Source organism: Bacteroides mediterraneensis, assembly GCF_900128455.1.
Lineage (GTDB): Bacteria > Bacteroidota > Bacteroidia > Bacteroidales > Bacteroidaceae > Phocaeicola > Phocaeicola mediterraneensis.
Map to the genome: position 1 here is coordinate 1620628 of NZ_LT635783.1, position 26747 is coordinate 1647374.

Annotated in this window: 35 protein-coding genes; 19 read left to right on the forward strand and 16 right to left on the reverse strand. The window is 47.3% G+C overall.

Translation table 11 applies throughout. The features are described 5' to 3' along the window. The first annotated feature begins 245 nt into the window (after positions 1 to 245). The 11 genes from BQ7480_RS06455 (at position 246) to BQ7480_RS06505 (ending at position 8272) form a co-directional block, all read left to right on the forward strand. Positions 246 to 656 (forward strand): DUF3876 domain-containing protein, encoded by a 411-nt coding sequence (locus tag BQ7480_RS06455; protein ID WP_072542205.1) that lies wholly within the window; start codon positions 246 to 248, stop codon positions 654 to 656. 39 nt (positions 657 to 695) lie between these two features. Then, positions 696 to 1334, forward strand: a complete 639-nt coding sequence (locus tag BQ7480_RS06460) for a DUF4141 domain-containing protein (RefSeq protein WP_072543934.1) — start codon at positions 696 to 698, stop codon at positions 1332 to 1334. 3 nt (positions 1335 to 1337) lie between these two features. Continuing rightward, complete coding sequence (gene traJ, locus BQ7480_RS06465) at positions 1338 to 2363, forward strand: conjugative transposon protein TraJ (RefSeq protein ID WP_072542206.1); 1026 nt, start codon at positions 1338 to 1340, stop codon at positions 2361 to 2363. Positions 2364 to 2491: 128 nt separating this feature from the next. Further along, positions 2492 to 3115, forward strand: coding sequence for a conjugative transposon protein TraK (traK, locus tag BQ7480_RS06470; protein WP_004322024.1), 624 nt, complete (start codon positions 2492 to 2494; stop codon positions 3113 to 3115). A gap of 16 nt (positions 3116 to 3131) precedes the next feature. Continuing rightward, entirely contained in the window at positions 3132 to 3407 is a 276-nt protein-coding gene (locus BQ7480_RS06475; RefSeq protein WP_072542207.1) for a TraL conjugative transposon family protein, read from the forward strand. After that, positions 3376 to 4704 carry a conjugative transposon protein TraM gene (gene traM, locus BQ7480_RS06480; RefSeq protein ID WP_210436323.1) on the forward strand — a complete coding sequence of 443 codons (1329 nt, stop codon included), beginning with the start codon at positions 3376 to 3378 and terminating at the stop codon, positions 4702 to 4704. The genes BQ7480_RS06475 and traM overlap by 32 nt, the downstream gene beginning before the upstream one ends. Before the next feature lie 78 nt (positions 4705 to 4782). Then, positions 4783 to 5781, forward strand: coding sequence for a conjugative transposon protein TraN (gene traN, locus BQ7480_RS06485; RefSeq protein ID WP_394332621.1), 999 nt, complete (start codon positions 4783 to 4785; stop codon positions 5779 to 5781). Further along, positions 5778 to 6335, forward strand: a complete 558-nt coding sequence (locus BQ7480_RS06490; RefSeq protein ID WP_072542209.1) for a conjugal transfer protein TraO — start codon at positions 5778 to 5780, stop codon at positions 6333 to 6335. The genes traN and BQ7480_RS06490 overlap by 4 nt, the downstream gene beginning before the upstream one ends. Before the next feature lie 3 nt (positions 6336 to 6338). Further along, complete coding sequence (locus BQ7480_RS06495) at positions 6339 to 7250, forward strand: toprim domain-containing protein (protein WP_072542210.1); 912 nt, start codon at positions 6339 to 6341, stop codon at positions 7248 to 7250. A gap of 6 nt (positions 7251 to 7256) precedes the next feature. Then, positions 7257 to 7754: a DUF3872 domain-containing protein gene (locus tag BQ7480_RS06500; RefSeq protein WP_083581776.1), complete on the forward strand. Its 498-nt coding sequence runs from the start codon at positions 7257 to 7259 to the stop codon at positions 7752 to 7754. Then, entirely contained in the window at positions 7751 to 8272 is a 522-nt protein-coding gene (locus BQ7480_RS06505) for a glycoside hydrolase family protein (protein WP_072542212.1), read from the forward strand. The genes BQ7480_RS06500 and BQ7480_RS06505 overlap by 4 nt, the downstream gene beginning before the upstream one ends. Before the next feature lie 172 nt (positions 8273 to 8444). Here BQ7480_RS06505 and BQ7480_RS06510 read toward each other — a convergent pair whose 3' ends face one another. From BQ7480_RS06510 to BQ7480_RS18010, 10 genes are all read right to left on the reverse strand, one after another. Next, complete coding sequence (locus tag BQ7480_RS06510) at positions 8445 to 8651, reverse strand: hypothetical protein (RefSeq protein WP_072543936.1); 207 nt, start codon at positions 8649 to 8651, stop codon at positions 8445 to 8447. Positions 8652 to 8705: 54 nt separating this feature from the next. Then, a complete protein-coding gene (locus BQ7480_RS06515; protein ID WP_072542213.1) occupies positions 8706 to 8951 on the reverse strand; it encodes a DUF6956 domain-containing protein in 246 nt (81 codons plus the stop codon). Beyond that, positions 8948 to 9163 (reverse strand): DUF3873 domain-containing protein, encoded by a 216-nt coding sequence (locus BQ7480_RS06520; RefSeq protein ID WP_072542214.1) that lies wholly within the window; start codon positions 9161 to 9163, stop codon positions 8948 to 8950. Before BQ7480_RS06520 ends, BQ7480_RS06515 begins: the two co-directional genes overlap by 4 nt. Before the next feature lie 11 nt (positions 9164 to 9174). Then, positions 9175 to 9432, reverse strand: a complete 258-nt coding sequence (locus tag BQ7480_RS06525; protein WP_032570574.1) for a hypothetical protein — start codon at positions 9430 to 9432, stop codon at positions 9175 to 9177. Between the two features lie 27 nt (positions 9433 to 9459). Beyond that, entirely contained in the window at positions 9460 to 10776 is a 1317-nt protein-coding gene (locus BQ7480_RS06530; RefSeq protein WP_072542215.1) for a PcfJ domain-containing protein, read from the reverse strand. Between the two features lie 4 nt (positions 10777 to 10780). Continuing rightward, entirely contained in the window at positions 10781 to 11197 is a 417-nt protein-coding gene (locus BQ7480_RS06535) for a PcfK-like family protein (RefSeq protein ID WP_072542216.1), read from the reverse strand. Between the two features lie 17 nt (positions 11198 to 11214). Beyond that, positions 11215 to 11811, reverse strand: a complete 597-nt coding sequence (locus tag BQ7480_RS06540) for a hypothetical protein (RefSeq protein ID WP_072542217.1) — start codon at positions 11809 to 11811, stop codon at positions 11215 to 11217. 22 nt (positions 11812 to 11833) lie between these two features. After that, entirely contained in the window at positions 11834 to 12160 is a 327-nt protein-coding gene (locus BQ7480_RS06545; RefSeq protein ID WP_394332648.1) for a hypothetical protein, read from the reverse strand. Then, positions 12067 to 12285, reverse strand: coding sequence for a hypothetical protein (locus BQ7480_RS17575; protein WP_021963139.1), 219 nt, complete (start codon positions 12283 to 12285; stop codon positions 12067 to 12069). The genes BQ7480_RS06545 and BQ7480_RS17575 overlap by 94 nt, the downstream gene beginning before the upstream one ends. A 383-nt stretch (positions 12286 to 12668) precedes the next feature. Continuing rightward, a complete protein-coding gene (locus BQ7480_RS18010) occupies positions 12669 to 12836 on the reverse strand; it encodes a hypothetical protein (protein WP_154670760.1) in 168 nt (55 codons plus the stop codon). 863 nt (positions 12837 to 13699) lie between these two features. Between BQ7480_RS18010 and BQ7480_RS06565 the strand changes: the two genes are divergently transcribed. Beyond that, the gene (locus BQ7480_RS06565; RefSeq protein ID WP_072542219.1) at positions 13700 to 14935 is read left to right on the forward strand and encodes a site-specific integrase; all 1236 of its coding nucleotides are present in this window, start codon (positions 13700 to 13702) and stop codon (positions 14933 to 14935) included. Between the two features lie 97 nt (positions 14936 to 15032). Here BQ7480_RS06565 and BQ7480_RS06570 read toward each other — a convergent pair whose 3' ends face one another. Beyond that, positions 15033 to 15311 (reverse strand): helix-turn-helix domain-containing protein, encoded by a 279-nt coding sequence (locus tag BQ7480_RS06570; RefSeq protein ID WP_072542220.1) that lies wholly within the window; start codon positions 15309 to 15311, stop codon positions 15033 to 15035. Between the two features lie 261 nt (positions 15312 to 15572). On the opposite strand from BQ7480_RS06570, the gene BQ7480_RS06575 reads away from it, so the two are divergent. Continuing rightward, the gene (locus BQ7480_RS06575; protein ID WP_072542221.1) at positions 15573 to 16778 is read left to right on the forward strand and encodes a site-specific integrase; all 1206 of its coding nucleotides are present in this window, start codon (positions 15573 to 15575) and stop codon (positions 16776 to 16778) included. Positions 16779 to 16867: 89 nt separating this feature from the next. On the opposite strand, the gene BQ7480_RS06580 is transcribed toward BQ7480_RS06575, so the two are convergent. The 4 genes from BQ7480_RS06580 to BQ7480_RS06595 form a co-directional block, all read right to left on the reverse strand. Then, on the reverse strand, positions 16868 to 17104 hold the full coding sequence (locus BQ7480_RS06580; RefSeq protein WP_394332650.1) for a helix-turn-helix domain-containing protein: 237 nt from the start codon (positions 17102 to 17104) through the stop codon (positions 16868 to 16870). 138 nt (positions 17105 to 17242) lie between these two features. Continuing rightward, on the reverse strand, positions 17243 to 18487 hold the full coding sequence (locus BQ7480_RS06585) for a site-specific integrase (RefSeq protein WP_072542223.1): 1245 nt from the start codon (positions 18485 to 18487) through the stop codon (positions 17243 to 17245). Positions 18488 to 18865: 378 nt separating this feature from the next. After that, entirely contained in the window at positions 18866 to 19159 is a 294-nt protein-coding gene (locus BQ7480_RS06590) for a helix-turn-helix domain-containing protein (protein ID WP_072542224.1), read from the reverse strand. Next, on the reverse strand, positions 19156 to 19437 hold the full coding sequence (locus BQ7480_RS06595; protein ID WP_004326371.1) for a helix-turn-helix domain-containing protein: 282 nt from the start codon (positions 19435 to 19437) through the stop codon (positions 19156 to 19158). Before BQ7480_RS06595 ends, BQ7480_RS06590 begins: the two co-directional genes overlap by 4 nt. Positions 19438 to 19756: 319 nt before the next feature. Here BQ7480_RS06595 and BQ7480_RS06600 point away from each other — a divergent pair, with 319 nt between their 5' ends. Further along, positions 19757 to 20062: a helix-turn-helix transcriptional regulator gene (locus BQ7480_RS06600; protein ID WP_072542225.1), complete on the forward strand. Its 306-nt coding sequence runs from the start codon at positions 19757 to 19759 to the stop codon at positions 20060 to 20062. Positions 20063 to 20116: 54 nt separating this feature from the next. On the opposite strand, the gene BQ7480_RS06605 is transcribed toward BQ7480_RS06600, so the two are convergent. Further along, complete coding sequence (locus BQ7480_RS06605) at positions 20117 to 20890, reverse strand: PRTRC system ThiF family protein (protein ID WP_072530482.1); 774 nt, start codon at positions 20888 to 20890, stop codon at positions 20117 to 20119. Positions 20891 to 21198: 308 nt separating this feature from the next. Between BQ7480_RS06605 and nrfH the strand changes: the two genes are divergently transcribed. From nrfH to BQ7480_RS06630, 5 genes are read left to right on the forward strand one after another with little or no spacing between them, the layout of a single operon-like run. Further along, entirely contained in the window at positions 21199 to 21759 is a 561-nt protein-coding gene (nrfH, locus tag BQ7480_RS06610) for a cytochrome c nitrite reductase small subunit (protein WP_072530483.1), read from the forward strand. Between the two features lie 19 nt (positions 21760 to 21778). After that, on the forward strand, positions 21779 to 23254 hold the full coding sequence (gene nrfA, locus BQ7480_RS06615) for an ammonia-forming cytochrome c nitrite reductase (RefSeq protein WP_072530484.1): 1476 nt from the start codon (positions 21779 to 21781) through the stop codon (positions 23252 to 23254). Positions 23255 to 23259: 5 nt separating this feature from the next. After that, the gene (locus tag BQ7480_RS06620; protein ID WP_072530485.1) at positions 23260 to 24483 is read left to right on the forward strand and encodes a cytochrome c biogenesis ResB family protein; all 1224 of its coding nucleotides are present in this window, start codon (positions 23260 to 23262) and stop codon (positions 24481 to 24483) included. 16 nt (positions 24484 to 24499) lie between these two features. Further along, positions 24500 to 25288, forward strand: a complete 789-nt coding sequence (locus BQ7480_RS06625) for a cytochrome c biogenesis protein (RefSeq protein WP_072532060.1) — start codon at positions 24500 to 24502, stop codon at positions 25286 to 25288. Between the two features lie 16 nt (positions 25289 to 25304). Then, positions 25305 to 26591: an alginate export family protein gene (locus BQ7480_RS06630; RefSeq protein ID WP_072542226.1), complete on the forward strand. Its 1287-nt coding sequence runs from the start codon at positions 25305 to 25307 to the stop codon at positions 26589 to 26591. Positions 26592 to 26747 lie beyond the last annotated feature (156 nt).

Below are 26747 nucleotides of genomic sequence, written 5' to 3' on the forward strand. Positions count from 1 at the left end.
ATACAGGGAGACTTGTAAGTCCGGTTCGGAGGCGAGTACTCGGAAACCTACCATAGAAATATGACAAGGCGCTGGGTGCTTAGCCTACGCCTACACGACGGAGGAAACGGAGAAGATGGAAGTCCGCGAACTGGCGGAGAAGCTGGGCGGCGACATGGAAGCCGCCATACGGCAGATAGCGGAAAGGCGGAAAGAAGAAAAACAGTAAACAGATTATTCAACGACATTAAAAATTGAAACAGAAAATGAACATTGAACTGACAAAGACACAACGGCTGCTGCTTTGCGGCGGTCTGATTGGCTTGGCATCGCTGATGCTGCAAGCCTGCGAAACGGTAATGAAGGAAAACGAAGACGTCCGCGAGAAGATTTGCGGCAACTGGCAGAGTGCGGAGGCGGGACCCGACATACTGGTGTACAAGGAGGGTGAACACTACAAGGTGACGCTGTTCCGACGGTCGGGCGTGCGCCGCAGGCTGAAGCCGGAAACCTACCTGCTCCAGCGGGAGGAGAACGGCAACCTCTACATGAACACGGGCTTTCGCATCGACGTGGCGTACAACGAGGAAACGGACGTGCTGACCTTCTCGCCGAACGGCGACTACATCCGGGTAAATATGGAGGACGCTTCGGACGGTGAAAAGAAAGAAGAATAATGAAAAGACAACGAACCACTAAATCCAACGTGAATGAGAATGAGACAAAAACTGAAAATGCCGCTGATAGCGGTCTGCCTGTGCCTCACGGGTGCGGGCACGGCAAACGCCCAGTGGGTGGTGTCCGACCCCGGCAACCTCGCCCAGAGCATCATCAACTCCGCCAAGGAGATGGTGGAGACGGCGGGCACGAAGGCGAACACCCTGAACGGCTTTCTGGAAACGCAAAAGATTTTCCAGCAGGGAAAGAAGTATTACGACGCGCTGAAATCCGTGCATGACGTGGTGAAGGGCGGCGTGAAAGTATCGAAAAGCATAGGGCTGGTGATGGAAATCTCGGAGATATACGTGGACAACTACCAGCGTATGCTCTCGGACGAGAACTACACGCCGGAGGAGCTTGCCGCCATCTCGTCGGGCTACGCCATGCTGATAGACGAAAGCTCGGACGTGCTGCAAGAACTGAAGAACGTGGTGAACGTCACAGGGATGTCGCTCTCGGACGCGGAACGGCTGGCAATCATCGACAACGCCTACCGCAGCCTGATGAACTACCGCAACCTCGTGCGCTACTACACGGGCAAGACCATCTCGGTGAGCTACCTGCGGGCAAGAAAGAAGAACGACATGGACCGGGTGATGTCGCTGTACGGAACGGCTAACGAAAGGTACTGGTAGCCTATGGGAGAGTTCGACAACCTTCACCAGATACTCCTTTCGCTCTACGACGAGATGATGCCGCTTTGCGCGGACATGACGGGCGTGGCGAAAGGGCTTGCCGGGCTGGGCGCACTGTTCTACGTGGCGATGCGCGTATGGCAGTCGCTTGCACGAGCCGAAGCGATAGACGTGTACCCGCTGCTGAGACCTTTTGCATTAGGTCTGTGCATCCTGTTCTTCCCGACCATCGTATTGGGCACGATGAACAGCGTGCTGAGTCCCATCGTGCAGGGCGTACACGGGATTCTCGAAGAGCAGACCTTCGACATGAACGAGTACCGGGAGCAGAAGGACAAACTGGAGTACGAGGCGCTGATGCGCAACCCGGAAACCGCCTACCTCGCCTCGGATGAGGAGTTTGACCGGCAGCTGGACGAGCTGGGCTGGTCGCCCTCGGATCTCGTGACGATGACGGGGATGTACATGGACCGGGCGGCGTACAACATCAAGAAAAGCGTGCGTGACTGGTTCCGCGAACTGCTTGAACTGATGTTCGCCGCAGCCGCACTCATCATCGACACGCTACGGACGTTCTTCCTCGTAGTGCTCAGCATCTTGGGACCGATAGCCTTCGCCTTCTCCGTGTGGGACGGCTTCCACTCGACACTCTCGGCGTGGTTCAGCCGCTACATACAGATTTACCTCTGGCTTCCGGTGTCCGACCTGTTCAGCACCATACTGGCGAAAATCCAGATTCTGATGCTCCAGCAGGACATCGAGCGTATGCAGACCGACCCAAACTTTTCGCTGGATGCAAGCGACGGGGTGTACATCGTATTCCTTATCATCGGCATCGTGGGTTATTTCACCATACCGACGGTGGCGGGCTGGATTATCCAAGCCGGAGGCGGCATCGGCAGCTACAACAAGAACATCGGGACCGCCGGGGCTTTGGGCGGCAGCGTGGCAGGTGCAGCCGCAGGAAACGTGGCGGGGCGTGCCGGGAAGCTCATCAAGGGAACGGCTGGAAAGGTGTTCAAGAGGTAACAGCCGGAACGGTTGAAGTGGCACTTTGGGGTTGCCTATGTGCCACTTTGACCTCCCCCGAAGTGTCACTTCGGGAAAAGGATACCGAAATATGATTTTACAAACAGAAAAAGAAAGACGAAAAGAAAATGGAATTCAAATCACTAAAGAACATCGAGACGAGTTTCCGGCAGATACGTCTGTTCGGCATCGTCTATACGGCAGCCTGCGCCCTCGTGGTGGTCTGCTCGGTGGTGTGCGCCTTCCGCTTTGCCGAGGCACAGCGGCAGAAGATATATGTCCTCGACGGGGGCAAGAGCCTGATGCTCGCACTCTCGCAGGACCTGTCGCAGAACCGTCCGGCGGAAGCGAGGGAACACGTGCGCCGTTTCCATGAACTGTTCTTCACGCTCTCGCCGGAGAAAAGCGCGATAGAGCACAACGTGAAGCGTGCCCTGCTCCTGGCGGACAAGAGCGCGTACAACTACTACGCCGACTTCGCCGAAAAGGGCTTCTACAACCGCATCATTGCCGGCAACATCAACCAAGTGCTTCAGGTGGACAGCGTGGTGTGCAATTTCGACCGCTATCCCTACGAGGCGAGGACATACGCAAGGCAGATGATTATCCGCGAGAGCAACGTGACGGAACGCACGCTTGTGACCGCCTGCCGCCTGCTCAACGCGAGCCGCTCGGACGATAATCCGAACGGATTTACCATCGAGGGCTTCACGGTGCTGGAGAACAAGGACATCCGGACCATAGAAAGATGATGCGCGTATGGGAAAGATGAAAACTCTCATTGAAAAGTACACCACCAATTTCAAGAAGAAATTGCGTGGAAAACTGGAAGCCCTGCCGCCGAAGGCACGTCTGGGGATAGTCCTCACGGCATTTGCCGCTTTCGCCTCGCTCTGCCTGTACATGACCGTCACCGCCATCGCCGGTTTCGGCAAGGGGAACGGGGTAATGGAGATACGGCACATCGAGAAATTGGACCTGCCGATGCAGGAAAGTATGAACCTATATAATAATGTATATGGAAAAGGAACAGAAGAAGAATGAACAGAAAGAGAAAAAGCCGCTGACCGAACAGCAGCGGCAGCAGCGCAGGAAGATGCTGGTCTATCCGCTGATGGGACTGCTGTTCCTGGGCTGCATGTGGCTCATCTTCGCACCGTCCTCCGAGGACAGGGAGAAGGCACGGCAGGGTCAGGGATTCAACACGGACATGCCTCTGCCCGAAGACTCGAAAATCATCGGTGACAAGGCGAAAGCCTACGAGCAGTTGCAGTTGGAGAACCGGCAGAAAGAACGCCGGGGCATGGTGGGCGACCTGTCCTCGTTCTGGCACGACGGCGCGGAAAAGCCGGACACGGCGGCTGCATCGGACGACTACCGCCTGACACAGACGGAACCGTCCGAAAATGAGCGTGCCGATAAGCAACAGGCGGGCATACGCACCTCCGCTGCCGCCTATGAGCGGCTGAGCACTTCGCTGGGCACGTTCTACGAGCCGCCGAAGGAGGACCGGGAAAAGGAGGAGCTTCGGGAACGCATCGATGAACTGGAAGCCATGCTGATGGCGCAGGAGGGCAAGCCGTCCTCAATGGAGGAACAGGTCGCGCTCTTGGAAAAGTCCTACGAACTGGCGGCAAGATACCAGAACGGGAAGAACAATGCCGGGCAGACCGCACAGTCCGAAGAAATGGAAACATCCGCCAAGGCGGACGGAAAGAGCATGAAGGCGGAACCGGTAAGCGGGGTGCGTCCGGCGGTGGTGTCCGCCTTGCCGCAGCCCATGACGGACTCGGCTTTCATCGCGGACTACGCGGGTGAACGGAACTACGGCTTCCACACCGCCATCGGCACGGCGGAAGCCTCGGAAAAGAACACCATCGCCGCCTGCGTGCAGGGCGACCAGACCATTACGGACGGGCAGACGGTGAAGCTCCGGCTGCTGGAGCCGATGCGCGTGTCGGGGCGCGTCATCCCCCGGAACACGCTCCTTGTGGGCGCGGCACGGTTGCAGGGCGAAAGGCTCGGCATCGGCATCACCTCGCTGGAACACGGGGGAAACATCATCCCGGTAGAACTGGAGGTGTACGACAGCGACGGGCAGGCGGGCATCTTCATACCCGGCTCGATGGAGATAGACGCGGCAAAGGAAATCGGGGCGAACATGGGCAGCTCGCTCGGAAGCAGCATCAACATATCGACCGACGCGGGGGCGCAGCTCGCCTCCGATCTGGGTCGCGGGGCGATACAGGGCATCTCGCAGTACATCTCGAAAAGGATGCGCACCATCAAGGTGCATCTGAAATCGGGGTACAGGGTGCTGCTGTACCAAGAAAAGGAATGAACAGCCCAAAAACATAAAGGCGAAAAAAGAAAAAATAATCAACAAACAAATTTTAATCACCACTAAATCCAACGTAAAATGAGTATCAAGAAAACAATGACAATGTTTGCCCTGCTGATGGGCATCGCCTGTGCGGCCTACGCGCAGGGAGTGACGAACGACAGCACCGCCACCGCCAAGGAGGACGGGCTGGAACTGGTGAAGGACGTCTATCCGCAGACGGAAGAGGACGGCGACCTGTACCACGGTCTGACGAAGAAGCTGATGTTCGACCGCATGATACCGCCGCACGGTCTGGAAGTCACGTATGACAAGACCGTCCACATCCTGTTTCCGGCGGCGGTGCGCTACGTGGACTTGGGTTCGCCCAACCTGATAGCGGGCAAGGCGGACGGTGCGGAGAACGTCATCCGTGTGAAGGCGACGGTCAAGAATTTCCGCAACGAGACGAACATGAGCGTCATCACGGAGGACGGGTCATTTTACACATTTAATGTGAAATACGCCGATGAGCCGCTTATCCTGAACGTGGAAATGAAGGACTTTATCCACGACGGCAGCACAGTGAACCGACCGAACAACGCGCAGGAAATCTACCTGAAGGAACTGGGCAGCGAAAGCCCGATGCTGGTACACCTCATCATGAAGTCGCTGCACAAGGAGGACAAGCGCAAGGTGAAGCACATCGGCTGCAAGCGTTTCGGCATCCAGTGCCTGCTGAAAGGGATTTATGTCCACAATGACCTGCTGTATTTCTACATGGAGATAAAGAACCAGAGCAATGTGCCGTTTGACGTGGACTACATCACGTTCAAGATTGTGGACAAGAAGGTGGCGAAGCGTACCGCCATGCAGGAACAGGTGCTGTTCCCGCTCCGCGCCTACAACTACGCCGTCCGTGTAGCCGGGAAACAGTCCGAGCGCACGGTGTTCTGCCTTCCGAAGTTCACCATCCCCGACGGCAAACAGCTCGTGGTGGAGATGAACGAGAAGGACGGCGGACGCCACCAGACGTTTACCGTGGAGAACGAGGACTTGGTACAGGCTGAAACCATCAACGAGCTGCGTGTGCGATGAAAGCGAGAGTCCTTTTCCTTGTAACGCTTCTGTCCGTCCTTTTCATGGGACGGGCGGAAGCCCAGCGGTGCCTGCCGAAGATGCGGGGCATCGAACTGAAAGCCGGGCTGAACGGGGCGGACGGCTATGTGCTGGGAGCCACGCTGTCAAGCTACGCGAAAGGCGGGAACAAGTGGGTGTACGGGGTGGAATATCTGCAAACCAACCATGATTATAGGAGTACGACCATCCCTGCGGCGCAGTTCACGGCGGAGGGAGGCTTCTACTACAACTTCCTGTCGGACGCGAAAAAGGTGGTGTTCCTCTATGCGGGCGCGTCAGCCCTTGCCGGGTACGAAACGGTGAACTGGGGCAAGAAGACGTTGTACGACGGGGCGAGGCTGAACAACGGGGATGCCTTTGTCTATGGCTGCGCCGCCACGCTGGACATGGAGGTGTACCTCGCGGACTTCATCGCGCTGACGGCTTCGCTCAGGGAGCGTTTCCTCTGGGGCGGAAGCATGGGGGTATGCCATACGGAGTACGGGATAGGTGTCAAGTTCATCATCAACTGACGGATGCCTATGGACATAGAAGCGATGAAACGGTTTCCGATAGAGGACTTCCTCGCCCGGCTGGGACATCATCCCGTGCAAAGGCGTGCCAATGCAATTTGGTACAGGTCGCCTTACCGGGAGGAAAAGACGCCTTCTTTCAAGGTGAACCCGGAGAAGAACCTCTGGTTTGACTTCGGCGAGGGCAAGGGCGGCAACATCTTCGCATTGGCGGGCGAGTTCATCAAGACGGGCGACTTCCTCACGCAAGCGAGGTATGTGGCGGAAGTGGCGGGTATGCCGACACAGGACTATGGACCGCAAAAAGCCGTTGATACGCACCGTTCTGACGGGCACAGCTTCGAGGATGTGAAGGTGCTGCCTTTACAGAACCGGGCGTTGCTCCATTACCTGCAAGAGAGGGGCATACCGTCCGCCGTCGCCATAGCGAACTGCAAGGAGATACGCTACTCCACGCACGGCAAGCGGTATTTCGCCGTGGCTTTCGGTAACGAAGGCGGCGGCTACGAGATACGCAACCCGTTTTTCAAGGGCTGCGTGCCGCCGAAGGACGTGACCCTGCTGTCGGTCGGCTCGGCGTCCTGCAACGTGTACGAGGGCTTCATGGACTACCTCTCTGCCCGTGCGCTGGGCATCGGCGGCAAGGAAGACCACCTTGTCCTCAACTCGGTGTCCAACGTGGCGAGGGCGTACCGCCATCTGGACGGCTACGGGCGGATAAAGTGCTACCTTGACAATGACGAAGCCGGACGGCGGACGCTGGGGGTTTTGCTTGCACGCTATGGCGGAAGGGTATCGGACTGCTCCGGCATCTATGACGGGTGCAAGGACTTGAACGAGCACCTGCAAAGGGTACTTGCCGAAAGGCAGGCTCAAAGCGAGAACGAAAAGAAAAACAAATCCATCAGACTATAACAGATTATGAACATGAATAAATTGAACAACAGACAAAAAGCGAAAAGAAACATAGTAAGAACCTTTGCTGCCCTCTGTGTGGGTATGCTCTCCATAGGCTTCACTTCCTGCGATGATGACTTGGATGTGACGCAAGCCTACCCGTTCACGGTGGAAACCATGCCCGTGCCGAAGGAACTGGCGCAGGGCGAAACGGCGGAGATACGCTGCGAGCTGGTGCGTGAGGGTGAGTTTGACGGGGCGGTCTATACCATCCGCTACTTCCAGTTTGACGGCGAAGGCACGCTGAAGCTGGATAACGGCCTGGTATTCCTGCCCAATGACCGCTACCTGCTGGAGAACGAGAAATTCCGCCTGTATTACACCTCGGAGTGCGACGAGTCGCAGAGCCTGACCATCACGGTGGAGGACAACTTCGGCAATGCCTTCGAGTGGGAAGTCGAGTTCAACAATGACTCGGATGCGGATGTGGCGGTGTCGGACACCTTGAACGTCAGCCGATGATGCGCAAGGCGTTGCTCCTGCTGCTGGCGGCTGTCCTCTGTGGCAGCCTGCCGGCACAGGATACGGAGGAAACGGCACGGCTGCTGGCGCTGTTCAACAGCCACCCGAAAGCGGACATAGCCGTTGAACTGGTGAAGAAATACGAGGGGCTGCATGACCGTTCCGACTACCCGTATTACGGCTACGGACACCGCAGGCTGCCGAACGAGAAGCTGTCCTACGGCATGACGGAGGCGGAAGCGGAAGCCCTGCTCCGCAAGGATTTGGCGGTGCGTTACAGGCTGTTCCGCAAGTATGGAAAAGACGCCTTGCTCCTGACCGTCCTGAGCTACAACGTGGGGCAAGGGGTGCTGCTCGGTCATGGAGGGCATCCGAAAAGCGGGCTTGTCCGCAAGCTGGAAGCCGGAAACAGGGACATTTTCCGTGAATACACAGCCTACTGCCGGTACAAGGGCAAGCCCGTCCGCTCGATAGAGCGGCGGCGCAAAATGGAGTTCCTGCTGCTGTATGAGCCGTGAGGCTATGGTTGGCTGTACAACAAACAAAATCCGATGGTGCCTTTTGTGGCTTCATCGGATTTTTCCATATTATCGAAGATGGAAAGTAACGGTTTCTTTGCTACTTTCTTATCCGCCTGTCCTGCTCATGAAAGAAAGTAGCGGGCGGCAATTCCTGCCACCCGCCAAAGGGTCATCCTGCCATTATACGCTTCTGTATGCGTTCAAGGGTACGCTCGGCAATGGGGCGTGTGTCCTTTGTCCAAAGGTCATAGTCATGCACGGATATTCCCACGCTCCGCAGGTCACGGATATAGCCGGACACATAATCTCCCGAAGGGAGGTAAACGAACTGCATCCATGCGTCCTTGCCGTCTGTCAGTATAAAATAGTATTTCATGATGCTTTCTCTTTTAATGGTAAGTGTGGGCCGGTGGTGTCCACCGCCACGCACTCAAAATTCTCTCATATCAGCGATAGTCGTACAATGTGTGAGCCATTCCTTTACGCAGGGCATGTTGTATTCGGAAGTGATGACTGCCATATGCTCGTTTATCTGCGTAAACCTCGTACTTTCATAGTCCTCCACCCATCCTTTGAGGGTATCCGTTCCCCATGCGTCCGCATCGGAAAACATATTGTCCAATACCTTGATTGGGTCGCTGAACGTAACTATCAGCGTATCATAGCCTGCTGTCATACCCTGTCCTCCTTCGCTTTAATCCATTCGTCACGCAACCGCCTGCACTCGTCCAGCGTGGGCTTCACGCAGGAGAACAAATCTCCGTCGGTATGGCGGTAGTCGTATTGGTACATAGTGCGGACTTTGCGCCCGATTTTCAGTTGGAATTTCTCGTACTTCTCGCCTGCCGTGCAGGTCGATACCCCGTTAATGGTCATTCTCGTTGTCATAGCCTTATCAATTAAAATTCAACAATCAGTAGTCTGTTCTCCAAACATTGGTCGGGGTCGGAAGCCTTCTTCTGCGTCACCCATAAATGGTGTGCGCCATACCCAAAGGCGAAAAGGACATTGAAAAGTTCCTTTCGGGCGAACACCTCCATTACACCCCTTACATCCTGCTCGTTCTTTGTCAGCACAAGCGTGTTCAACAGTTCGATGAACATTTCGGGCAGCTCCTCGTGCCATCCGAAAACCATATTTTCTATTTTCACTTCCATATCATTAACTATTAGTTTGTTATACGATTATGCCACCTGCTTCATCCGCTGCCGTATCTGCTCGGCATTGTCCTCCACCAACTTGATGATGCGGTCGTGGTATTCGGTGTTGGAGTTGCATACGCCACGGCTCTGCACCACTTTCAACGTCTGTAAGTCCACCTCCACCGTTTCGATGCGCTCTCCGTCAATCCGTGCGGATAGTATCAGCGAGTTTTCATCATTATAGTAAGCGTTGGTATAGACGCAATGGTGCATGGCTTTCCCTTCCTCGTAAAATTCGTCTATACTCTGTAACACCTTGATGATGATTAGCCCGTCTGTCAGTACAAGGTTGAAGAAGGCGGCTTTCTTTCGGATATACTCGTTTTTCTCTTTCGCCATATTCTCCAAACGCTTCCGCTCACGCTCCAACCGCTCGGCTTCCCATATCATGCGCCGCCGCTCCCGTTCACGCTCCAATTGGGCTTGCCGTTTCTCCATATATCGGTCGTGAGCCGCCTTGAGGTCGGTCGGGCAAATGAAATGGGGGTTGCGCACGTCTTTTCCCAATTTCTCCAACAGATATAAAAGGTCGCACCATAATGAGATGTCGGTTATGGCATATTTATTCCGCATTGCTATTTTGTACGAGTGCCAACATCTGTCAAGTGCTTGCGGCTTGGAGAGGAAATAGCGCAAATGCTCGATGTTGCCCGACTTCATCAGGGTTTCCGCACGGCTGTCTGAAAGCAATGCAGGGATGAGCTTGGTCGGCACAATGCCATGAAAGTCACCCTTGAAACCGTTTCTGCGTAACGTGTCCGTCACCTTAAATTTAGGGTATATCGGAGAATGGGCTATGTGGTCGTAGGCGATGTTGTCCTGCCGGATAGCCATAGGAGAGGCAAAAGAGAAAAGGTCAAGATACCTGCCCCAAATCCGCTGTTTGCCGACAACCGCTGTGCGTCCTTCCTTGTTCCACCAGTACTGACCAATTTCAAGTACATAGGGGTCAGCCTTGCAACCTTTCTCCATCTCCACGAAAAGGAGGTACATGCGCAGCACTTGGTATTCCCCACACGTGGTAAGAACGGTGAAGTATTGTTTCTGCTGCACTTTACGGACATAACTTGTTACCACTTCCAGCCTTGCCCCACATTCGGGGCAGGTGCAGTATTCCGTCTGTTTGTCCATAATCCAACAATGTCCGCAGTCCATGCAGGTGGTGCGTCCTTTGGGCAAACGGTGGGCGTAATGGTCAATGCACTCACGGAAAGCCCAATTCATCTGTGCTTTGGTTATGGGGCGGAGTTTCTTGCTCTGTGCAAATACCGTTTTCTCGAATTTGTTTCTCGGTTTCATAGGTTCAGAATAATGAGAGTTCAACTTGTTGTACATTTGTCTTTTGGCTTGCCTTAGCCTTGTTTCGGTTCTGCAACTTGCGCAGTTCCTCGGCTTGGTATTGGCGGATGGCTTGCTGCCGTGCTTCCGCCTTTTCCTCGTCAGTCAGTTCTACCGTATGGTTCACGACTACTTGGCATTGCAGTGGCTTGCCCACTTCAATGTCGTCCTCGTCATAGTAGTGGACGGCTTGGGAATAGATTTCACCGTCCGTAAAGCCGTTGCAGCCGCTTTTCTGTACCCAATTGAGGATATAGGTCACGCAATCCTCTATGTTCTTGTTAGGCTTGTTGTAATTTGCTGCAAACAGTTTGTCCTCCGCTGCACGGTTGTCCAGATAGGCTTGGATTGTACGCTTGAAATGGTCTGTTGTCTTGTTCATATCAGTATGTATTTTAGTCAATTGAAAAATTCTCCGTTGGATAAAAACTCATATCCGTTGGCTTCGCAATCATGTTCAAAAGCTTCCTCATCGGTGCAATACTCAACGTCCCTGCTGCAAAAGCGGAAGAAACTGCCGATGCACTCGTCCATAAGGTCATGCAGGTTCGTATGCTTGTCGGGTGCTTTCAGAAAGTCGTATATGGGCTTCAGGATGTCCATGTCAGCACAATAGCCTGTCAGCACGCAATCCTCGGTTACGGATATGCGGCTTCTGCGTTGTTTGTTGAAGTCCTTTCCGTGCCAATAGGTCTTGGGCTTGAAAAGGCTGTGCCAATAGTTGTTCACGATGAATTTCAATAACCGCACACCGCAAAGTCCTTCCTCTTCCTCGCTGTAATTGGAGGTGAAACGGTAGTAACACGTGCAGCCGTCATATCTCCAATCACATACACGTATGTTGAATATGCCTTCAAAGGCTTTCAGCGTTGCCATGTTCTCACTCTGCCACGGATATTCATACCCTGCCAACCATCGGTTGTAAGCATTTTCCTTTGCCGTGAATGAAAGTTCGTCCACCTTATAAACATCGTATGTCCTTGTTTCCGTTCTCATAATCTTCTGTCTTAAAGGGTTGTCAAATGGTTTCTTTCAAAATCTCTCTCCAATAGACTGGCTCTACCTCGCTTAAAAGAAAGTCTATGAAGTCCTTTCTCGCTTCCTTGTTCAGTTCATGGTACAATCTTCTGAATGAGGAAAAGTTACCGTTGATGTACGTTTCCACCATATACTCAAAGATGTTGTCCACCTCGTAAAACCTACATTGCTGCGCTGCCGTCTTGCTGTTTCTTTTCGCCATATCCTTATGAATTAAAGGGTTAATAACCAAATGAATGTCCAAATAATTGTCACTATTGAAAGTAGTGCGGTGAGGATGCCGAACATGAAGTTCAACACGCCCAATAGGATTTCCCCTGCGATGCCTACCGCCAAACCTCCTGCGCAAAGGGTAATGCCCCATGCCGCTCTCGCTACTGCGGACAATACTTTCCGCAAAGCCTTTCCGATGTCGTTCAATGTCATTCTCATATCTTCCAATTTTTAAGTTGTTCTTACTTGTCTTACTCGGATGGGGAGGTCGAGTCCTTTTTCTTTTCGCCTCTCCGTATGTCCGATGTTTCCTTGTGACGTCTTCCGACCGCGCATCGGTCGTTTTCGTTTCGGGGGCCATGCAAAGGTTAGGGAGTAGGTTCAGCAAATTTTTTCGACAGAATACTACCTGAGCCTGCGAAGTGTGGAGATTGTGGCTAAAAAATTTGTGTTCCTAATCCCGTCTTTACCTTTGCCCCTGCAACGAAAATGACCCACTGATGCCGTCTGGAATGGCGGCATGGGAATATCGGCATACTTGCTGGAGAGGCGGGAAGGAAAAGGGGAAGCATAGAGGATGGCGCAATGCGCCACGGGGAAGTTCAAAGGGCGGCGCAACGGACAAGGGGAAAGCCCCGCTTTCCTGCCGCCGTGACAGAAGTCCTGCAACCGTCATTGTCATGCGTGCATGGCTTGCGGTTGCAAGTTTTCTGCCGACGGCACATGTCTTCAAACGGTCTTGTCTGCCATGCCCGGTTTGGCAAAAGCATGGCAAGACGGTTTGAGGACAGGGAAGACATGACAGCCGGAAATAGTCGCAGGTGCAGATTCACGCTTGCCGTGCCCTGCATCCGGCGGCATTTCGGCTGCCAAAAGAAGACGAGAAAAAGAAAATGGATAAAACGGACTTGTCCGTTCTGCACAAGCATATAAAAGAAGTGCCCACGACGATGGCGGTGTCACTTGTGACATTGTGGTCGTCGTGGGCTTTTCTTTGCTTGTGCCGTTTCTGAAATGGGCTTACGCACATCAAGCCGGAAGCCGTTTTCAGAACGGAGTTTAGGCATAAGTTGAGTTGAAGGTCTTTAACAAGTTTGATGTAACATTCAAGTTTTTAGGATATTGTAATGGGAATTTATCAATAGTAGAGTTCTGAACCTCTACATTTATTAAATTGAAAAAGAAAAAAGTATGCACGAATTTTGCTGTTACAGAAAAAAGCATTAATTTTGTCAACTGAAAACGATATGCAACGCGGACATTATGATGTCGAACAAAGACATAAAACTGCCATAAAACAGTTACAATATCGTTACAAGAAAAATTTTGGTCGATGCAACAATCTGACTATGAGATTGTGGGCAAATTCGGGTTCGAGTCCCGTCCGCACCGCAAGCTTACAAAGCAAAATTAGGAAAAGCTCTGATTCACCACAGAATCAGGGCTTTTTTCGTTTCTGGGCGGATGCAGAATACGGTGGTTTTGCGAAGTAAGTCAGGTGCAAAAATGGTTGCTTTTTTCAGACCTCAAAAAATGCAACTAAAATGTATTGCATTTCGCTGATTTTCATATTTTTACGTAGGTTTGTTTTGCTCCATAAAAACTAAGTTTGTAACACTAAAAACAAAGGAGTATGAAACAGAACACACTAAGAGTGCTGTTCTTCGTTTTGAAGAGCAGGTTGTTAAAGAATGGTGAGGCGCCGATTATTCTTCGAGTAACTATAGATGGCCAGCAGGATGAAGTCCGGATTCAACGTTCTGTTCCGTTGAAGTTATGGGACAATGTGAAGGAACGCAGTAAAGGAAAAGACCGGAGTTCAATAGAACTGAACAGCTATATCGAGGCATTAAAAGTAAGGCTGTATCAGATTCACAAGGAACTTCTCTGTCGGGAAGCCCTGATTACCCCAAAGAATCTTCTGATAAAGTTATTCTCTAAAGAGGAACGACATCTGGTTTTGCAGACTATGCGGAAATGTATCGATGACTGGACTTCCCTGATCGGTACGGAGTACCAGCCCTCCACCATTTCACGTTATAACAATTGTTATGAATCGTTACAGACGGTCATAAAGGATTTCTACAGGAAAGAGGATATTACATTCCATGAGCTGAATGGGGAGTTTATCGACCGGTTTGAGATGCATCTGAGGACGGTACGCAAGCTTTCCCAGAATACCCTGACCAAGTATATGAGCTGTTTCCGCAAATTTCTCGGACTGGCCCGGGAAAACGGATGGCTGGAACTGGACCCGTTGGCCGGAAAACGCAAGCGTCTGTTTCGGAAGGAAGAAACGTGTCCTACGTTCCTGACCCTGGAAGAATTGAAACGGATTATGGAGAAGGATTTTTTCACGGCACGTCTGAACACCGTGAAGGATTTTTTTCTGTTTTGCTGTCTGACCGGCCTGTCATACATTGATGTGAAGACCTTGTGCCCGGTACATCTTTACAAGGACAATGAGGGGAAACTGTGGATACACAAGGCCCGCGTAAAGATTACTACTCATAAGGAAAGCTGTACCTGCAATGTTCCGCTTCTGGAACCCGCGCTTGTCATTCTGGAGAAATACAAGGACTGGAATCCGGAAAATCCTGAAGGTCCCTGTTTCCCGATTCCGTCGAATCAGAAGATGAACGAGTTCCTGAAAGAGATAGCCACCCTATGTCGGGTAAACAAGCGGCTGACCGTTCATGTGGCCCGGCACACGTTCGCGACGACTGTTACCCTTGCCAACGATGTCGCTCTACAGAATGTGTCGAAGATGCTCGGCCATTCTTCAACTCGCATGACACAGCATTATGCACGTGTACTGGATAACAGTATTATGAAGGACATGCAGGATGTTGCCCGGGTCTTCGGATAATCAGAAAAGGCTATACTTCACAACACACAGTGAGGTATAGCCTTTTACATAAGGAAGAGTTGTCTACTTGTATGGATTGGCCACGTTTTTACCGGGATTATCTCTTCTTCCCTTTTTCAATCAGTCTGATAACATCCTGTCTTCGATAATAGGTTTTCCGGTCAATTTGGGAGAAGGGTAAGGTGCCGTTGCTTCTCATGGCCTGCAGTGTTCTCTGCGATATGTTCAGTGCCATGCATACTTCCTGATTGTCCATCCAGTCATCCAGACTCTTTGAGGTTTGCCTGCTTTTGAGGTTTTCCAGTTTTTCTTTCAGCAGTCGGATGGATGTTATCATTTCTCTGAAAGTACCGGCTTCAATGTTTACGATTTCCATAAAGTATAGTTGTTTGGTTTGAGGCAAAGATAGACGGTATGGCCTGGCTGGCCAACGTGGTGTCATCAGATGGCAACATAAGTCATCAGATGTCTTAATGTAGGTTGTTGCTAAAATTGGTCATTAAAGAATATCCTATTGTTGAATCTGGGAAGTACAGCCATGTTCAGGAAAGGCATGTATCATACTTCGCAATATTGCGTAATTTTGCATAGTGCTGTATTTCAGTGTATTTACTAAGTTTGCACCAAAACAGAACGTATGAAAGGAAACACACTGAATGTAATGTTCTTTATCTTGAAGAACAAGTTGTTGAAGAACGGTGAAGCACCGGTCGTTCTTCGGGTGACAATCAATGGACAGCGGGATGAAATCCGTATCCAGCGCTCTATACCGGTGGAGTTATGGGACAATGCGAAGATGCGTAGCAAGGGAAGGGGGCGGAGTTCGGCAGAGCTGAACATGTATCTTGAGACACTGAGGGACAGAATATATGTCATCCATAGGAATTCCGTGTATGATGGGGAAAGACTGACTCCGAAGAAAATTCTGGATATTTTGTATGTCAGGGAAGGACGGCATCTGGTTCTGAAGGCCATGAAGGAATGTATAGACGGATGGGCGGCTTCTCCCGGGGATTTGCATCCTGCCACTCTGGCACGTTACAACAGGTGTCACGGATTGGTGGAGACAGTCATACGGGATGTTTACAATAAGGAAGACGTCGCATTCTCCGAACTGGACAGGAAGTTCATCACGGCATTTGAAAGATATCTGAAGGAAACCTGCGGGCTGGCCTGGAATACGGCGGCTAAATATCTGGAGTGTTTCCGTAAAGTTCTCAAGGTGGCTCAGCAGAAGGGCTGGATGGAACATGGCAAGTTTTTGGAAGAACTGGGACAGTTGTGCGTGAAGGAGGAGACTTCTCCGTCTTTCCTGGGCTGGGATGAACTGAGAACAGTGATGGAAACGGATATGAAGGCCGGACGTCTGGAACGGGTGAAGGATGTGTTCGTTTTCTGTGCTCTCACCGGACTTTCCTATCAGGGGATAAGTACTCTTTGTCCGTTGCACCTGTTTAGGGATGACGAAGGAACACTGTGGATTTGCAGGACACGTGCTGAAGGAACGGAGGTCGGAGACAGCTGTACAAGCCGTGTTCCTCTTCTTAAACCGGCAATGGTTCTGCTGGAGAAATACAGAGGTTGGAATCCGATGAATCCAGAAGGTCCGTGTTTTCCTGTCCCGTCAGTCCAGAAAATGAATGAATACCTGAAAGAGGTAGCGGCGCGTTGTCGGATTTCCAAGCGTCTGACCACCCAGATGGCCCGCAACACGTTTGCTGCGACAGTCACCCTGGCCAGCCGGATTCCTAAAGAACACGTCGGGGAAATGCTTGGCTATTCTTCCGACTATATGTTGCGCCATTATATGCAGGCTCTGGAGAGGAATTTCCAAAAGGCATGAAGCAGATATATACAAAATATGATAAAAAGTGAAAGGCTATACTCCAATGGATGTGGTGGTATAGCCTTTCCCATAAACGGAACTGGATGTCAGAACGCTTCTTTCCGGTTCTTTTCCAGCAGTCGTACGATATCGCTTTCCCGGTATAGGATTTTTCCTCCTATCTGGTAATAAGGCAATATGCCGTAGCGTCTGTAGTCCAGCAGCGTACGCTTGCTCAGCTTGAGTTTTCCGGCCAGTTCCGTATCTGTCAGGTAGTTTTCCCCGTCCAATAAGTGCCGGTTGTCCATTGGCAAATGGTCGATGAGGTCCGATACCCTTTTCATTTCATCGAAGAAATGAAGCACTTCCTTGTCTGAGCTGGTGATGATTGTTCCCATAAAATGTTCTTTTTGGTTTGAGACAAAGATATCCGCATTCCCATGCCGCTGCAAACCGCCGGAGCCTGTTGTCATTAGATTTCATTAAATGTCATCAGATTTCATCGGACCGGATTCCGGCTTCCAGTCCTTCAGCTTGTTCTTTAATACCTTCATGTCCTCCGTGACTTTCCTGTACGTGATTCTGGCATAGGCTTGTGTAACCCTCAAATTGGTATGTCCGAGCATTTTGGAAAGCGTTTCTATCGGAAGCCCGTTTTCCAGACAGACAGTCACGGCGAACGTGTGACGGGCCACATGAAATGTCACCCTTTTTCTTATATGGCAGATGTCGGCAAGCTCTTTAAGGTAAGCGTTACTTTTCTGGTTCGAGATGGTCGGGAATAGGTATTCCGATTCGCCTTTTCTTATGTAAAAACTTGCTATTTTCTTGGCTTGGGGAAGGAGAGGGATGAATGCGGGGTGGTTGGTCTTGGTTCTGTACAGATGGATATACATGCTCTTGCCGGAATCTGAAATGATTTGATCCTTTCTCAACCGACAGATGTCTGAGTAAGCGATGCCTGTGAAGCAGCTGAAGATGAATATGTCACGGATGGAAACCAGTCTGGGAATATCCAGCCGCTTGTTCATTATCCTTATTATTTCCTGCCTGTTCAGGTATTGTTTCTGGCTTTCCTCCTTCTTAATCCGGTAGGTTGAGAACGGATTGGTCAGGATAATTCCGCACCGGTATGCCCATAGGATTCCTTTTCTTACCATACTCATCATCTTGGCTGTCGTATTGATTGACAGCCTGCAGTCAGTCCTGAAGAAAAGTTCCAGTTCATGTATCATCTGCCGGTTGAACTGTTCCAGTGGCATATCTTGTCTGCCCATTTTCTTACAGAATTCCTCAAGCCGTCTGTAGACCAGTTTATGTCTGTTGGAATGGGACATGCTGATTTGTCCGGCATGTGCCAGCCTGTCCGCATCTTTCACTTGTTTGTCAAATATCTCCAAAAGGGAAGGCGGGTTGGATCCTGTGGCCATGAAGCGTTGTTTCAGCATGCTTGCTGTAAGCTGCTTTCCTTCCAGTTGGGCCTGTCGGTAATAGTGGAGTAACGTGGAACTTACTTTGTCTAGGTATGCATTGATGTCGTGTGCTTCTGGGTTCATGGTAGAAACACGTTTGTTCTGCTTGTCCCAATGTTCCTGCAAGATGGAAGTCTTCAGGCTTACATCTGTTGCCTTGTTATTGACTATAATGCGGAGCATGATTGTTGACTTACTGTCTTTTTGAAGCTTTCTACGTTTCAGATAGAAGTAGATGGAAAAACTATGTCTCATAAGAAATAAATATTAATTGTGTCCATATCACAGACGGATGCATAGGACACGGATAAGACATAGATTATGGTTTTGAGTGGAATGTAATATGTTGATTATTAATAGTCTTGGATAAAACGCTATAGGAGAAGAAAATAAAGTAAATGCGTGACTTTCAGATATTTGTTAGGGTCATAGGAAAAGGTTCTAATCCGTTTGGGGGCGGAACCTTATATTTTTTATCGCTAATAATCAGTTACTTATCTTGCTGTTTATCATTTAGTCCACCTATTTCACCTCGATTGAACTTCTTTGTTCTGCACTGATATACAACTCTTTGTCAGTACTGCAAAGATACGGATTTTTGCTTTGAAAATCAACGAAAATTCCAAGAAATGTTTAACGGAATGCTTCCTGTCTGTTTTTCTCAAGAAGTTCTTCTATATCAGATTCCCGATATAAAATTTTACCTCCAATCTGATAATAGGATAAGATTCCATTATTTCTATATTCTTGTAAAGTGCGTCTTGATACTTTAAGGTAATTTGCCAATTCTGCATCATTCATATATCTATGCCCATTAAGTGTTGGGTTGTTGCTCTTCAGAATATTTTCGAGTCTTGTTAGCGTATCTTTTAACCTATTGTATATCTGAATAACTTGCTCATTATCTTGGGTAATTACTTTGCTCATAATTTTCTGTTGTGTTTTTCAATGAACTTCTGAATATCTTCTTTTTTATAATAAATCTTTTTCCCAATTTGAGAATAAGAGATTTGGTCTGTATCTCTAAGATTCTGTAATGTTCTTGGAGAAATTTTGAGGATCAGGCAAACTTCTTGATTATCCAACCATTCCCCTATTGTTTTCTGTGAAGAAGCTGTAATCAATTTATCAATGGTATCAAGGAAGTTTTCAATTTCCTTTAATGTCTTTTCATATGTAGCTGTTTCAATTCCAATGATTTCCATATCCAAAAAAGTTGAGTTTGTACAAATGTATTTTGAATATGTATATGATACAAAATGTTGTCATTAGGTGTCGTCAGGTAGCATCAGATGTCATTGTTGGTGGCTGTGTTAACCCGTTTCCAATTCTGTATTACATAGTTTACACTTTTGGTTTACACTAAATATTAAGTAGAAAAAATATACGCCTGATTATCAGCGTCTAATAAGCTTGTTGATCTTTGTCTTAGATTCAGGCATACTATTTTCACTACTATAAGTACATACTCTTAGAGTGCGCACGAAGAGAGTATCTATTTATTCATTTAATAACATTGGAATTATGTCATATATAGATAATGAGATACTCGAAAGACTTATAGGAACCATGGTAGAGGGATTTGCCCGCATTGAAAAGAAACTGGATCAGATGAACCGTCTGAAAGAATGTATGAACGGAGACAGACTGCTTGATAATGTGGATCTGGCAGAACTCCTTGGTGTGTCACAAAGAACCTTGGCACGTTACAGGCAAGAGGGCAAGATTAAATATTACTCGGTGGAAAAGAACGGGAAATCATTCTATCTTGCCTCAGAGATACAGAGTTTCCTTCTCCAGCGAGGTAAGAACATAGTAAATAATAAGTAGCAAATAGAATAAGTGACCGTATTCTGATGGAAAGATGATACGGTCACTTATGCATTACACTGGGATTGCGGTCATTTTCAATGTATCCAGATTGACATAGACACCGCGATACAGTGTCTTTCCTTCCTTGAACATTCTCCATAATATGTCACATCCGATATGTGCCAGTGTGGAGTTGATGAACAAATCCTGTTTTTCCAAAGCTTCCGCCAGAGAACAGCTTGGTCCTGATTCCTTTTCCTTGATTTTTGCATAGTCCACTTTCTCGGTGATGACATTCATTTTAGGCATGGGAATATATTCCTGTGAAGAAGGTTGGAGAACTTTCTCACGTACCGTCCCGATGATGACCTGTCCTTTTGTCTGGCTGTTCCCAAAATCCATCCAGTATATGGGAGCCGAATGGTCACTGAAGTTTTCTTTGCGGACTTTCTTCAGGAACTTCCAAAGCGTAAGACGTGAACGTATATTGTCCGTACAGGTTATGATGATATTTGCTGTGCTTTCTCCAGAAAAGTTCCTGGTGGGGAAACATTGCGGTTCTGCAGTCCATGCGTATCCGAAGAAACGGTTGATGCGTGTGACAAGTGATACAGCCTTGTTCAGTCCCAGTTCCGTCTCACTGAAAAGCTGGCGTCCTATATTGGCTTGGCTTACTGTGTCGGGATCGAATACGGTGACATGCAGTCCGGGATGGCCCAATGCTTGAAGTGCCATACTCATGCGTGCCAGATTGGTTATCACTTGTGAGCCGGTACCTCCGGCTCCGATGACGAATACCGTTACCGGATGACGCGGATTGAGCAGGTAGCGGTCGGTAAAATGTATTGGTTAAAATTATAGTGTTATATAACGATAGCCTCCTTTTGATTATACGGCTAGCATCATGTTGCTTGTAGTTAATTCCTATAATCTTCATTTTAATTTTAATCAGTTTACTACCACATTTTTTCAGATGAATTTTCAAGGCGATAGTCATAAAGAAAATTCTCCTTAAGAAAGGAACAAATACGATTATAAAGCAGTATTGGAATTTATCTTTAATGGAATAGATAACTTAAAAAATAATGCAAGTGTCATATTTCTTACACTGATTATTTCGATAAAATGTTTTTTTTGCAAAAAAATGTATATATATGATATTATCTAAAAGGCAGAAAATAATAACAGCCATCATGGCTGGAACTATAGTAGGAGGTGGATTATTTTTCCTTTATATGTTGAGGGCGCATACTTATCTTACTGATGAACCTTCAGCTTGTGTGAATTGTCATATTATGTCCCCTTATTACGCTACATGGATGCACAGTTCTCATTCAATAAATGCTACTTGTAATGATTGTCACGTTCCTCATGAGAACTTTGTAAAGAAATGGACTTTTAAGGGAATGGATGGAATGAAGCATGTTGCAGCTTTTCTGACAAGTTCTGAACCACAGGTCATACAGGCACATCCTGCAAGCTCACAAGTAATAATGAATAACTGTATACGATGCCACCAGCAACTTAATACTGAATTTGTGGAAACAGGACGTATAGACTATATGATGTCTGAAGTTGGAAAAGGGAAAGCATGTTGGGATTGCCATAGGGAGGTACCTCATGGAGGTAAAAACAGTCTCTCTTCCACTCCCAATGCGATAGTTCCACTACCTGAATCACCCGTACCGGAATGGCTTAAGAAAATGAAGAAATAATAAAATAAAACTATAGTATATGAACAATAATTTTAAATCTTGGCATGGATGGTTGTTGTTTGGTGTTTCAATGACCGTTGTTTTTTGTTTGGGACTTGCTGTTTCTGCATTGTCTGAACGCAGGGCAGAAGTGGTAAGCATATTTAATAACAGAAAAAATCCTATGAAGGGTATTGTACCTCAGAATGAGAAGTTCCAGAGTGATTTCCCGAGAGAATATCAGACTTGGACAGAAACTGCCAATACTGATTTTCAGAGTGAATTTAATGGAAACGTAATGGTTGACGTCCTAGAACAACGTCCTGAAATGGTCATTCTTTGGGCTGGTTATGCTTTCTCAAAGGACTATTCTACACCGCGTGGACATATGCATGCAATAGAGGATATACGAGCAACATTACGTACCGGTTCTCCGGAAAACGAAAATGACGGTCCCCAGCCTTCTACATGCTGGACATGCAAGAGTCCTGATGTCCCACGTATGATGCAGGAAATAGGTGTTGATTCATTCTATAATAATAAGTGGGCTGCTTTTGGCTCTGAGATTGTAAATCCTATAGGATGTTCAGACTGTCACGATGCAGAAACTATGGATCTTCATATAAGCCGTCCGGCTTTGATTGAAGCATTTGCACGTCAGGGAAAAGATATAACAAAGGCAACACCGCAGGAAATGCGTTCTTTGGTCTGTGCGCAGTGCCATGTGGAATATTACTTCAAAGGGGATGGAAAATATCTGACATTTCCTTGGGACAAGGGTATGACAGTGGAAACAATAGAACAATATTATGATGAGAACAATTTCTCTGACTATACACATGCCTTAAGCCGTGCTCCTATTATCAAGGCACAACATCCTGATTATGAAATATCCCAGATGGGAATTCATGGACAGCGTGGGGTATCATGTGCAGACTGCCACATGCCGTATAAGAGTGAAGGTGGTATGAAGTTCAGTGACCATCATATCCAGAGCCCTCTTGCCATGATAGACCGTACATGTCAGGTTTGCCACCGTGAAAGTGAGGAAACTTTGCGTAATAATGTTTATGAACGTCAGCGTAAGGCTAATGAAATAAGAAACCGTCTGGAAGAAGAACTGGCTTCTGCACATATTGAAGCCAAATTTGCATGGGACAAGGGAGCTACGGATAATGAAATGAAGCCTGTTCTAAAGCTTCTTCGCGAGGCACAGTGGAGATGGGACTTTGGAGTAGCATCACACGGAGCAGCATTCCATGCGCCTCAGGAAATACAGAGAATCCTTTCGCATGGACTTGACAGAGCCTTACAAGCGAGATTGTCTATTTCCAGGATATTGGCAAAGCATGGATATACGGACAATGTACCTATGCCTGATATTTCAACCAAGGAAAAGGCTCAGAAATTTATCGGATTGGATATTCCAGCAGAGAAAGCTGCAAAGGAGCGTTTTATGAATAAGACTGTACCAGGTTGGTTGAAAGAGGCAAAGTCTAACGGACGTATTATTTGATATTTATGTGGAAGAATACTTGGGGAGTAAAAGAAGGAATAATGACCTGTGGCGGATTGATAGCCATAGGTCTTATTTTGCATCTATTTACGGGGGCTGTTGACTGGAGCAGTTTTGCTTGGCCACTTAATATCTGTATTTTAACAGTGTATGTAGTGGTTTTGATAATGCTTTATATTTTAAGGAAAAAGCTATATTTTGTTCGTTGGACAATGTCGTATAATGCAGCTGTACCATCATTGATAGCAGTTGTATTTCTGACATTCCTTATGGGGATGATAAAACAGATGCCGTCTTCTGTTTCTTCGGACGGATTTTCCATATTTAACAGTATGCTTTCTTTTTGGCCTTTCATTCTGGTTTATATTTGGATGACTTCAATAGTGGGGCTAGTTTCTATAAAATATTTGTTCTCATTTCGTGTTGCCAGAATACCATTTCTGCTAAATCATTTAGGGTTGTTTATAGCTTTGGTTTCAGCTACTTTGGGAAGTGCTGACATGAAGAGGCTGACTATGAATACCCGTATTGGTCAGACTGAATGGCGTGCTACAGACATTAACGGGAATTTACATGAATTGCCGTTAGCCATAGAACTAAAGGACTTCAGTATAGACGAATACCCACCGAAACTGATGCTGATAGATAATTCTACAGGAAAGGCTTTACCATATGATAAACCTGAACACCTTTTGCTGGAAGATGGGGTAAATTCAGGTAAGCTGTCAGAGTGGAAGTTTGAAATATTGGACAGAATAGAAATGGCTGCATCAGTATCAGGAGAAGATACTGTAAGGTATGTTGAATGGCCAAGTACCGGAGCCACTTATGCTGTAAACGTGAAGGCTGTTTCCTGTGATGGGAAACGAACTGCAAGTGGTTGGGTAAGCTGTGGAAGTTTTCTGTTCCCATATCAGGCTCTTCGCCTTGATAGTATTTGCAGTCTGGTAATGCCGGATAGAGAACCCAGACGTTTCTCTTCAGATGTAGTTATATATACAGAAAGCGGAAAAAAACAGGAAAAAACAATAGAAGTAAACAAACCTGCAGATATAGAAAACTGGAAGATTTATCAGTTGAGTTATGATGAAAGCAAAGGACGTTGGAGTGATATAAGTGTTTTTGAACTGGTTTTAGATCCTTGGCTTCCGGCTGTTTATGTAGGAATTATAATGATGATGTTTGGTGCTGTGTGTATGTTTGTCACTGCCCAAAAGAAAAATAATTAGAAAATAGGGAAATATGATGAGTTGGGACTGGTTTATATATTTTGCCATAGCGTCTGTATTGTTCTGGATTATAGGTTCATGGAATGCTTTTAAAGAATTCAAAATACGAGCATGTACATTTACTTTTATAGGACTTCTTGTCTTTGGAACATTTATAGTCTTGTTGTGGTATTCATTGGAGAGACCTCCTTTGCGCACAATGGGAGAGACCCGTCTGTGGTATTCTTTTTTCCTGCCATTTGCTGGGTTGATTACCTATATGAGATGGAGGTATAAATGGATACTTGGATTCAGTACTATACTGTCTGTAGTATTCATTTGTGTAAACATTCTTAAACCTGAAATTCACAATAAGGCTTTGATGCCTGCGTTGCAAAGCCCATGGTTTGCTCCTCATGTCATTATATACATGTTTGCTTATGCTATGCTTGGGGCTTCGGCCATAATGGGAATTTATCTTTTATGGATAAAGAAAAATCAAGGCGATGTCAAAGAAATGGCCTTGTGTGATAACCTGGTATATGTCGGATTGTCATTCATGACTCTAGGTATGTTGACCGGAGCATTATGGGCAAAGGAAGCATGGGGACATTACTGGTCATGGGACCCAAAAGAAACATGGGCTGCAGTTACATGGTTTTCATATCTCACATATATACATATGAGGATAGGAATGCATAATAAACGGAAAGCATCCTTGTATGTTTTACTGTTATCGTTTGTGTTTCTGCAGATGTGCTGGTGGGGAATAAATTATTTGCCGTCTGCACAAGGTAGCAGTATACATACTTATAATATGAACTGATTAAACCTTATGATTTATGAGAAGAAGAAACTTATCTATGTTGATAGCATTCTTATTTATAGGAAATGTATCAATCTCTTATGCCCAGGAAGAAAATAACGAAAAAGACAAATTTTTTGTTTCGGCCCAGATTCGTACAAGAGGTGAATACCGTAATGGAGCATTGTATTCACGTAATGAAGGTGATCCGCCGTCCGGTTTTATAAATGAACGTGCCAGACTTTCATTGGGATATGAACGTCAACGCCTTTCTCTGAAATTCTCTGCTCAGCATGTAGGTGTATGGGGACAGGATGCCTTGGTGGATAAGAACGGCCGTTTCATATTGAATGAAGCATGGGCTGCATTTGAATTTAATGATTATTGGTTTATGCAGTTGGGAAGACAGGCTCTTTCGTATGACGATGAGCGTATTCTCGGAGGGTTGGACTGGAATGTAGCCGGACGTTATCACGATGCTCTGAAAATTGGATATAGAAAAAATGGGCATCAGCTTCATGGTATATTTGCATTTAATCAGAATGACGAGAATGTTATAGGAGGAACATTCTATGATAGCAGCAAGACAAAGCTGTATAAGAATATGCAGACTTTATGGTATCATTATGATTTTGCTTCAACCCCTTTACAGTTTTCAATTATGGCAATGAATCTTGGTCAGGAGGGAGGCGATGCTGAGTCAAGAAAATCTGACACTCAATATATGCAGACATTCGGAACATACATTAAATATGCTCCCGGCCAATGGAATTTATCCGGTGCATTTTATTATCAGTTCGGCAAGAATGTATCATCACGTTCAGTATCAGCTTTTATGGGTAGTGCACGTGCTTCATATAATATAAATAAAAGCTGGTCTGTAAATGTTGGAACTGATTACTTGAGTGGAAATGATAAGTCTGACGGAACATATAAGGCTTTCAACCCATTATATGGAACACACCATAAGTTTTATGGGGCAATGGATTATTTCTATGCTTCTGATTTTATTGGAGGTTATAACCCAGGGCTTTCCGATACTCAGATTGGAGTTGGTTATAAGGTGTCTTCTTCAGTATCGATGGGAATGAATTATCATTATTTTGCTACAGCTGTGAAACTTGAAAATCTGGAACGTTCATTAGGATCTGAAATTGATTATCAGCTGGACTGGAAGATAATGAAGGATGTAAGTTTGTCTTTAGGCTATTCTGTAATGTTCGGGACTTCAACAATGGATATTGTAAAAGGAGGTAACCATAACAGCTGGCAAGACTGGGGATGGATATCACTGAATATAAACCCACAAATCTTTTGTAAGTGACGATTCCTGTATGAGTTTTGGTGGTAATTATTCTGAATTCAAGTTTCGATAATAAAATGTATATTAAACAGAACGCTCAATTGAGTAAATTACATATAATTTACTGTAAGTAGAAAATAGAAGACCTGGCAAATAGTCATGAAATAAAAGTAAATG

Coding starts and splice junctions, on each gene's coding strand:
- BQ7480_RS06455 (WP_072542205.1), top strand. CDS start 246: ATGAACATTGAACTGACAAAGACACAACGGCTGCTGCTTTGCGGCGGT.
- BQ7480_RS06460 (WP_072543934.1), top strand. CDS start 696: ATGAGACAAAAACTGAAAATGCCGCTGATAGCGGTCTGCCTGTGCCTC.
- traJ (WP_072542206.1), top strand. CDS start 1,338: ATGGGAGAGTTCGACAACCTTCACCAGATACTCCTTTCGCTCTACGAC.
- traK (WP_004322024.1), top strand. CDS start 2,492: ATGGAATTCAAATCACTAAAGAACATCGAGACGAGTTTCCGGCAGATA.
- BQ7480_RS06475 (WP_072542207.1), top strand. CDS start 3,132: ATGAAAACTCTCATTGAAAAGTACACCACCAATTTCAAGAAGAAATTG.
- traM (WP_210436323.1), top strand. CDS start 3,376: ATGTATATGGAAAAGGAACAGAAGAAGAATGAACAGAAAGAGAAAAAG.
- traN (WP_394332621.1), top strand. CDS start 4,783: ATGAGTATCAAGAAAACAATGACAATGTTTGCCCTGCTGATGGGCATC.
- BQ7480_RS06490 (WP_072542209.1), top strand. CDS start 5,778: ATGAAAGCGAGAGTCCTTTTCCTTGTAACGCTTCTGTCCGTCCTTTTC.
- BQ7480_RS06495 (WP_072542210.1), top strand. CDS start 6,339: ATGCCTATGGACATAGAAGCGATGAAACGGTTTCCGATAGAGGACTTC.
- BQ7480_RS06500 (WP_083581776.1), top strand. CDS start 7,257: ATGAACATGAATAAATTGAACAACAGACAAAAAGCGAAAAGAAACATA.
- BQ7480_RS06505 (WP_072542212.1), top strand. CDS start 7,751: ATGATGCGCAAGGCGTTGCTCCTGCTGCTGGCGGCTGTCCTCTGTGGC.
- BQ7480_RS06510 (WP_072543936.1), bottom strand. CDS start 8,651: ATGAAATACTATTTTATACTGACAGACGGCAAGGACGCATGGATGCAG.
- BQ7480_RS06515 (WP_072542213.1), bottom strand. CDS start 8,951: ATGACAGCAGGCTATGATACGCTGATAGTTACGTTCAGCGACCCAATC.
- BQ7480_RS06520 (WP_072542214.1), bottom strand. CDS start 9,163: ATGACAACGAGAATGACCATTAACGGGGTATCGACCTGCACGGCAGGC.
- BQ7480_RS06525 (WP_032570574.1), bottom strand. CDS start 9,432: ATGGAAGTGAAAATAGAAAATATGGTTTTCGGATGGCACGAGGAGCTG.
- BQ7480_RS06530 (WP_072542215.1), bottom strand. CDS start 10,776: ATGAAACCGAGAAACAAATTCGAGAAAACGGTATTTGCACAGAGCAAG.
- BQ7480_RS06535 (WP_072542216.1), bottom strand. CDS start 11,197: ATGAACAAGACAACAGACCATTTCAAGCGTACAATCCAAGCCTATCTG.
- BQ7480_RS06540 (WP_072542217.1), bottom strand. CDS start 11,811: ATGAGAACGGAAACAAGGACATACGATGTTTATAAGGTGGACGAACTT.
- BQ7480_RS17575 (WP_021963139.1), bottom strand. CDS start 12,285: ATGAGAATGACATTGAACGACATCGGAAAGGCTTTGCGGAAAGTATTG.
- BQ7480_RS18010 (WP_154670760.1), bottom strand. CDS start 12,836: ATGCTTTTGCCAAACCGGGCATGGCAGACAAGACCGTTTGAAGACATG.
- BQ7480_RS06565 (WP_072542219.1), top strand. CDS start 13,700: ATGAAACAGAACACACTAAGAGTGCTGTTCTTCGTTTTGAAGAGCAGG.
- BQ7480_RS06570 (WP_072542220.1), bottom strand. CDS start 15,311: ATGGAAATCGTAAACATTGAAGCCGGTACTTTCAGAGAAATGATAACA.
- BQ7480_RS06575 (WP_072542221.1), top strand. CDS start 15,573: ATGAAAGGAAACACACTGAATGTAATGTTCTTTATCTTGAAGAACAAG.
- BQ7480_RS06580 (WP_394332650.1), bottom strand. CDS start 17,104: ATGAAAAGGGTATCGGACCTCATCGACCATTTGCCAATGGACAACCGG.
- BQ7480_RS06585 (WP_072542223.1), bottom strand. CDS start 18,487: ATGAGACATAGTTTTTCCATCTACTTCTATCTGAAACGTAGAAAGCTT.
- BQ7480_RS06590 (WP_072542224.1), bottom strand. CDS start 19,159: ATGAGCAAAGTAATTACCCAAGATAATGAGCAAGTTATTCAGATATAC.
- BQ7480_RS06595 (WP_004326371.1), bottom strand. CDS start 19,437: ATGGAAATCATTGGAATTGAAACAGCTACATATGAAAAGACATTAAAG.
- BQ7480_RS06600 (WP_072542225.1), top strand. CDS start 19,757: ATGTCATATATAGATAATGAGATACTCGAAAGACTTATAGGAACCATG.
- nrfH (WP_072530483.1), top strand. CDS start 21,199: ATGATATTATCTAAAAGGCAGAAAATAATAACAGCCATCATGGCTGGA.
- nrfA (WP_072530484.1), top strand. CDS start 21,779: ATGAACAATAATTTTAAATCTTGGCATGGATGGTTGTTGTTTGGTGTT.
- BQ7480_RS06620 (WP_072530485.1), top strand. CDS start 23,260: ATGTGGAAGAATACTTGGGGAGTAAAAGAAGGAATAATGACCTGTGGC.
- BQ7480_RS06625 (WP_072532060.1), top strand. CDS start 24,500: ATGAGTTGGGACTGGTTTATATATTTTGCCATAGCGTCTGTATTGTTC.
- BQ7480_RS06630 (WP_072542226.1), top strand. CDS start 25,305: ATGAGAAGAAGAAACTTATCTATGTTGATAGCATTCTTATTTATAGGA.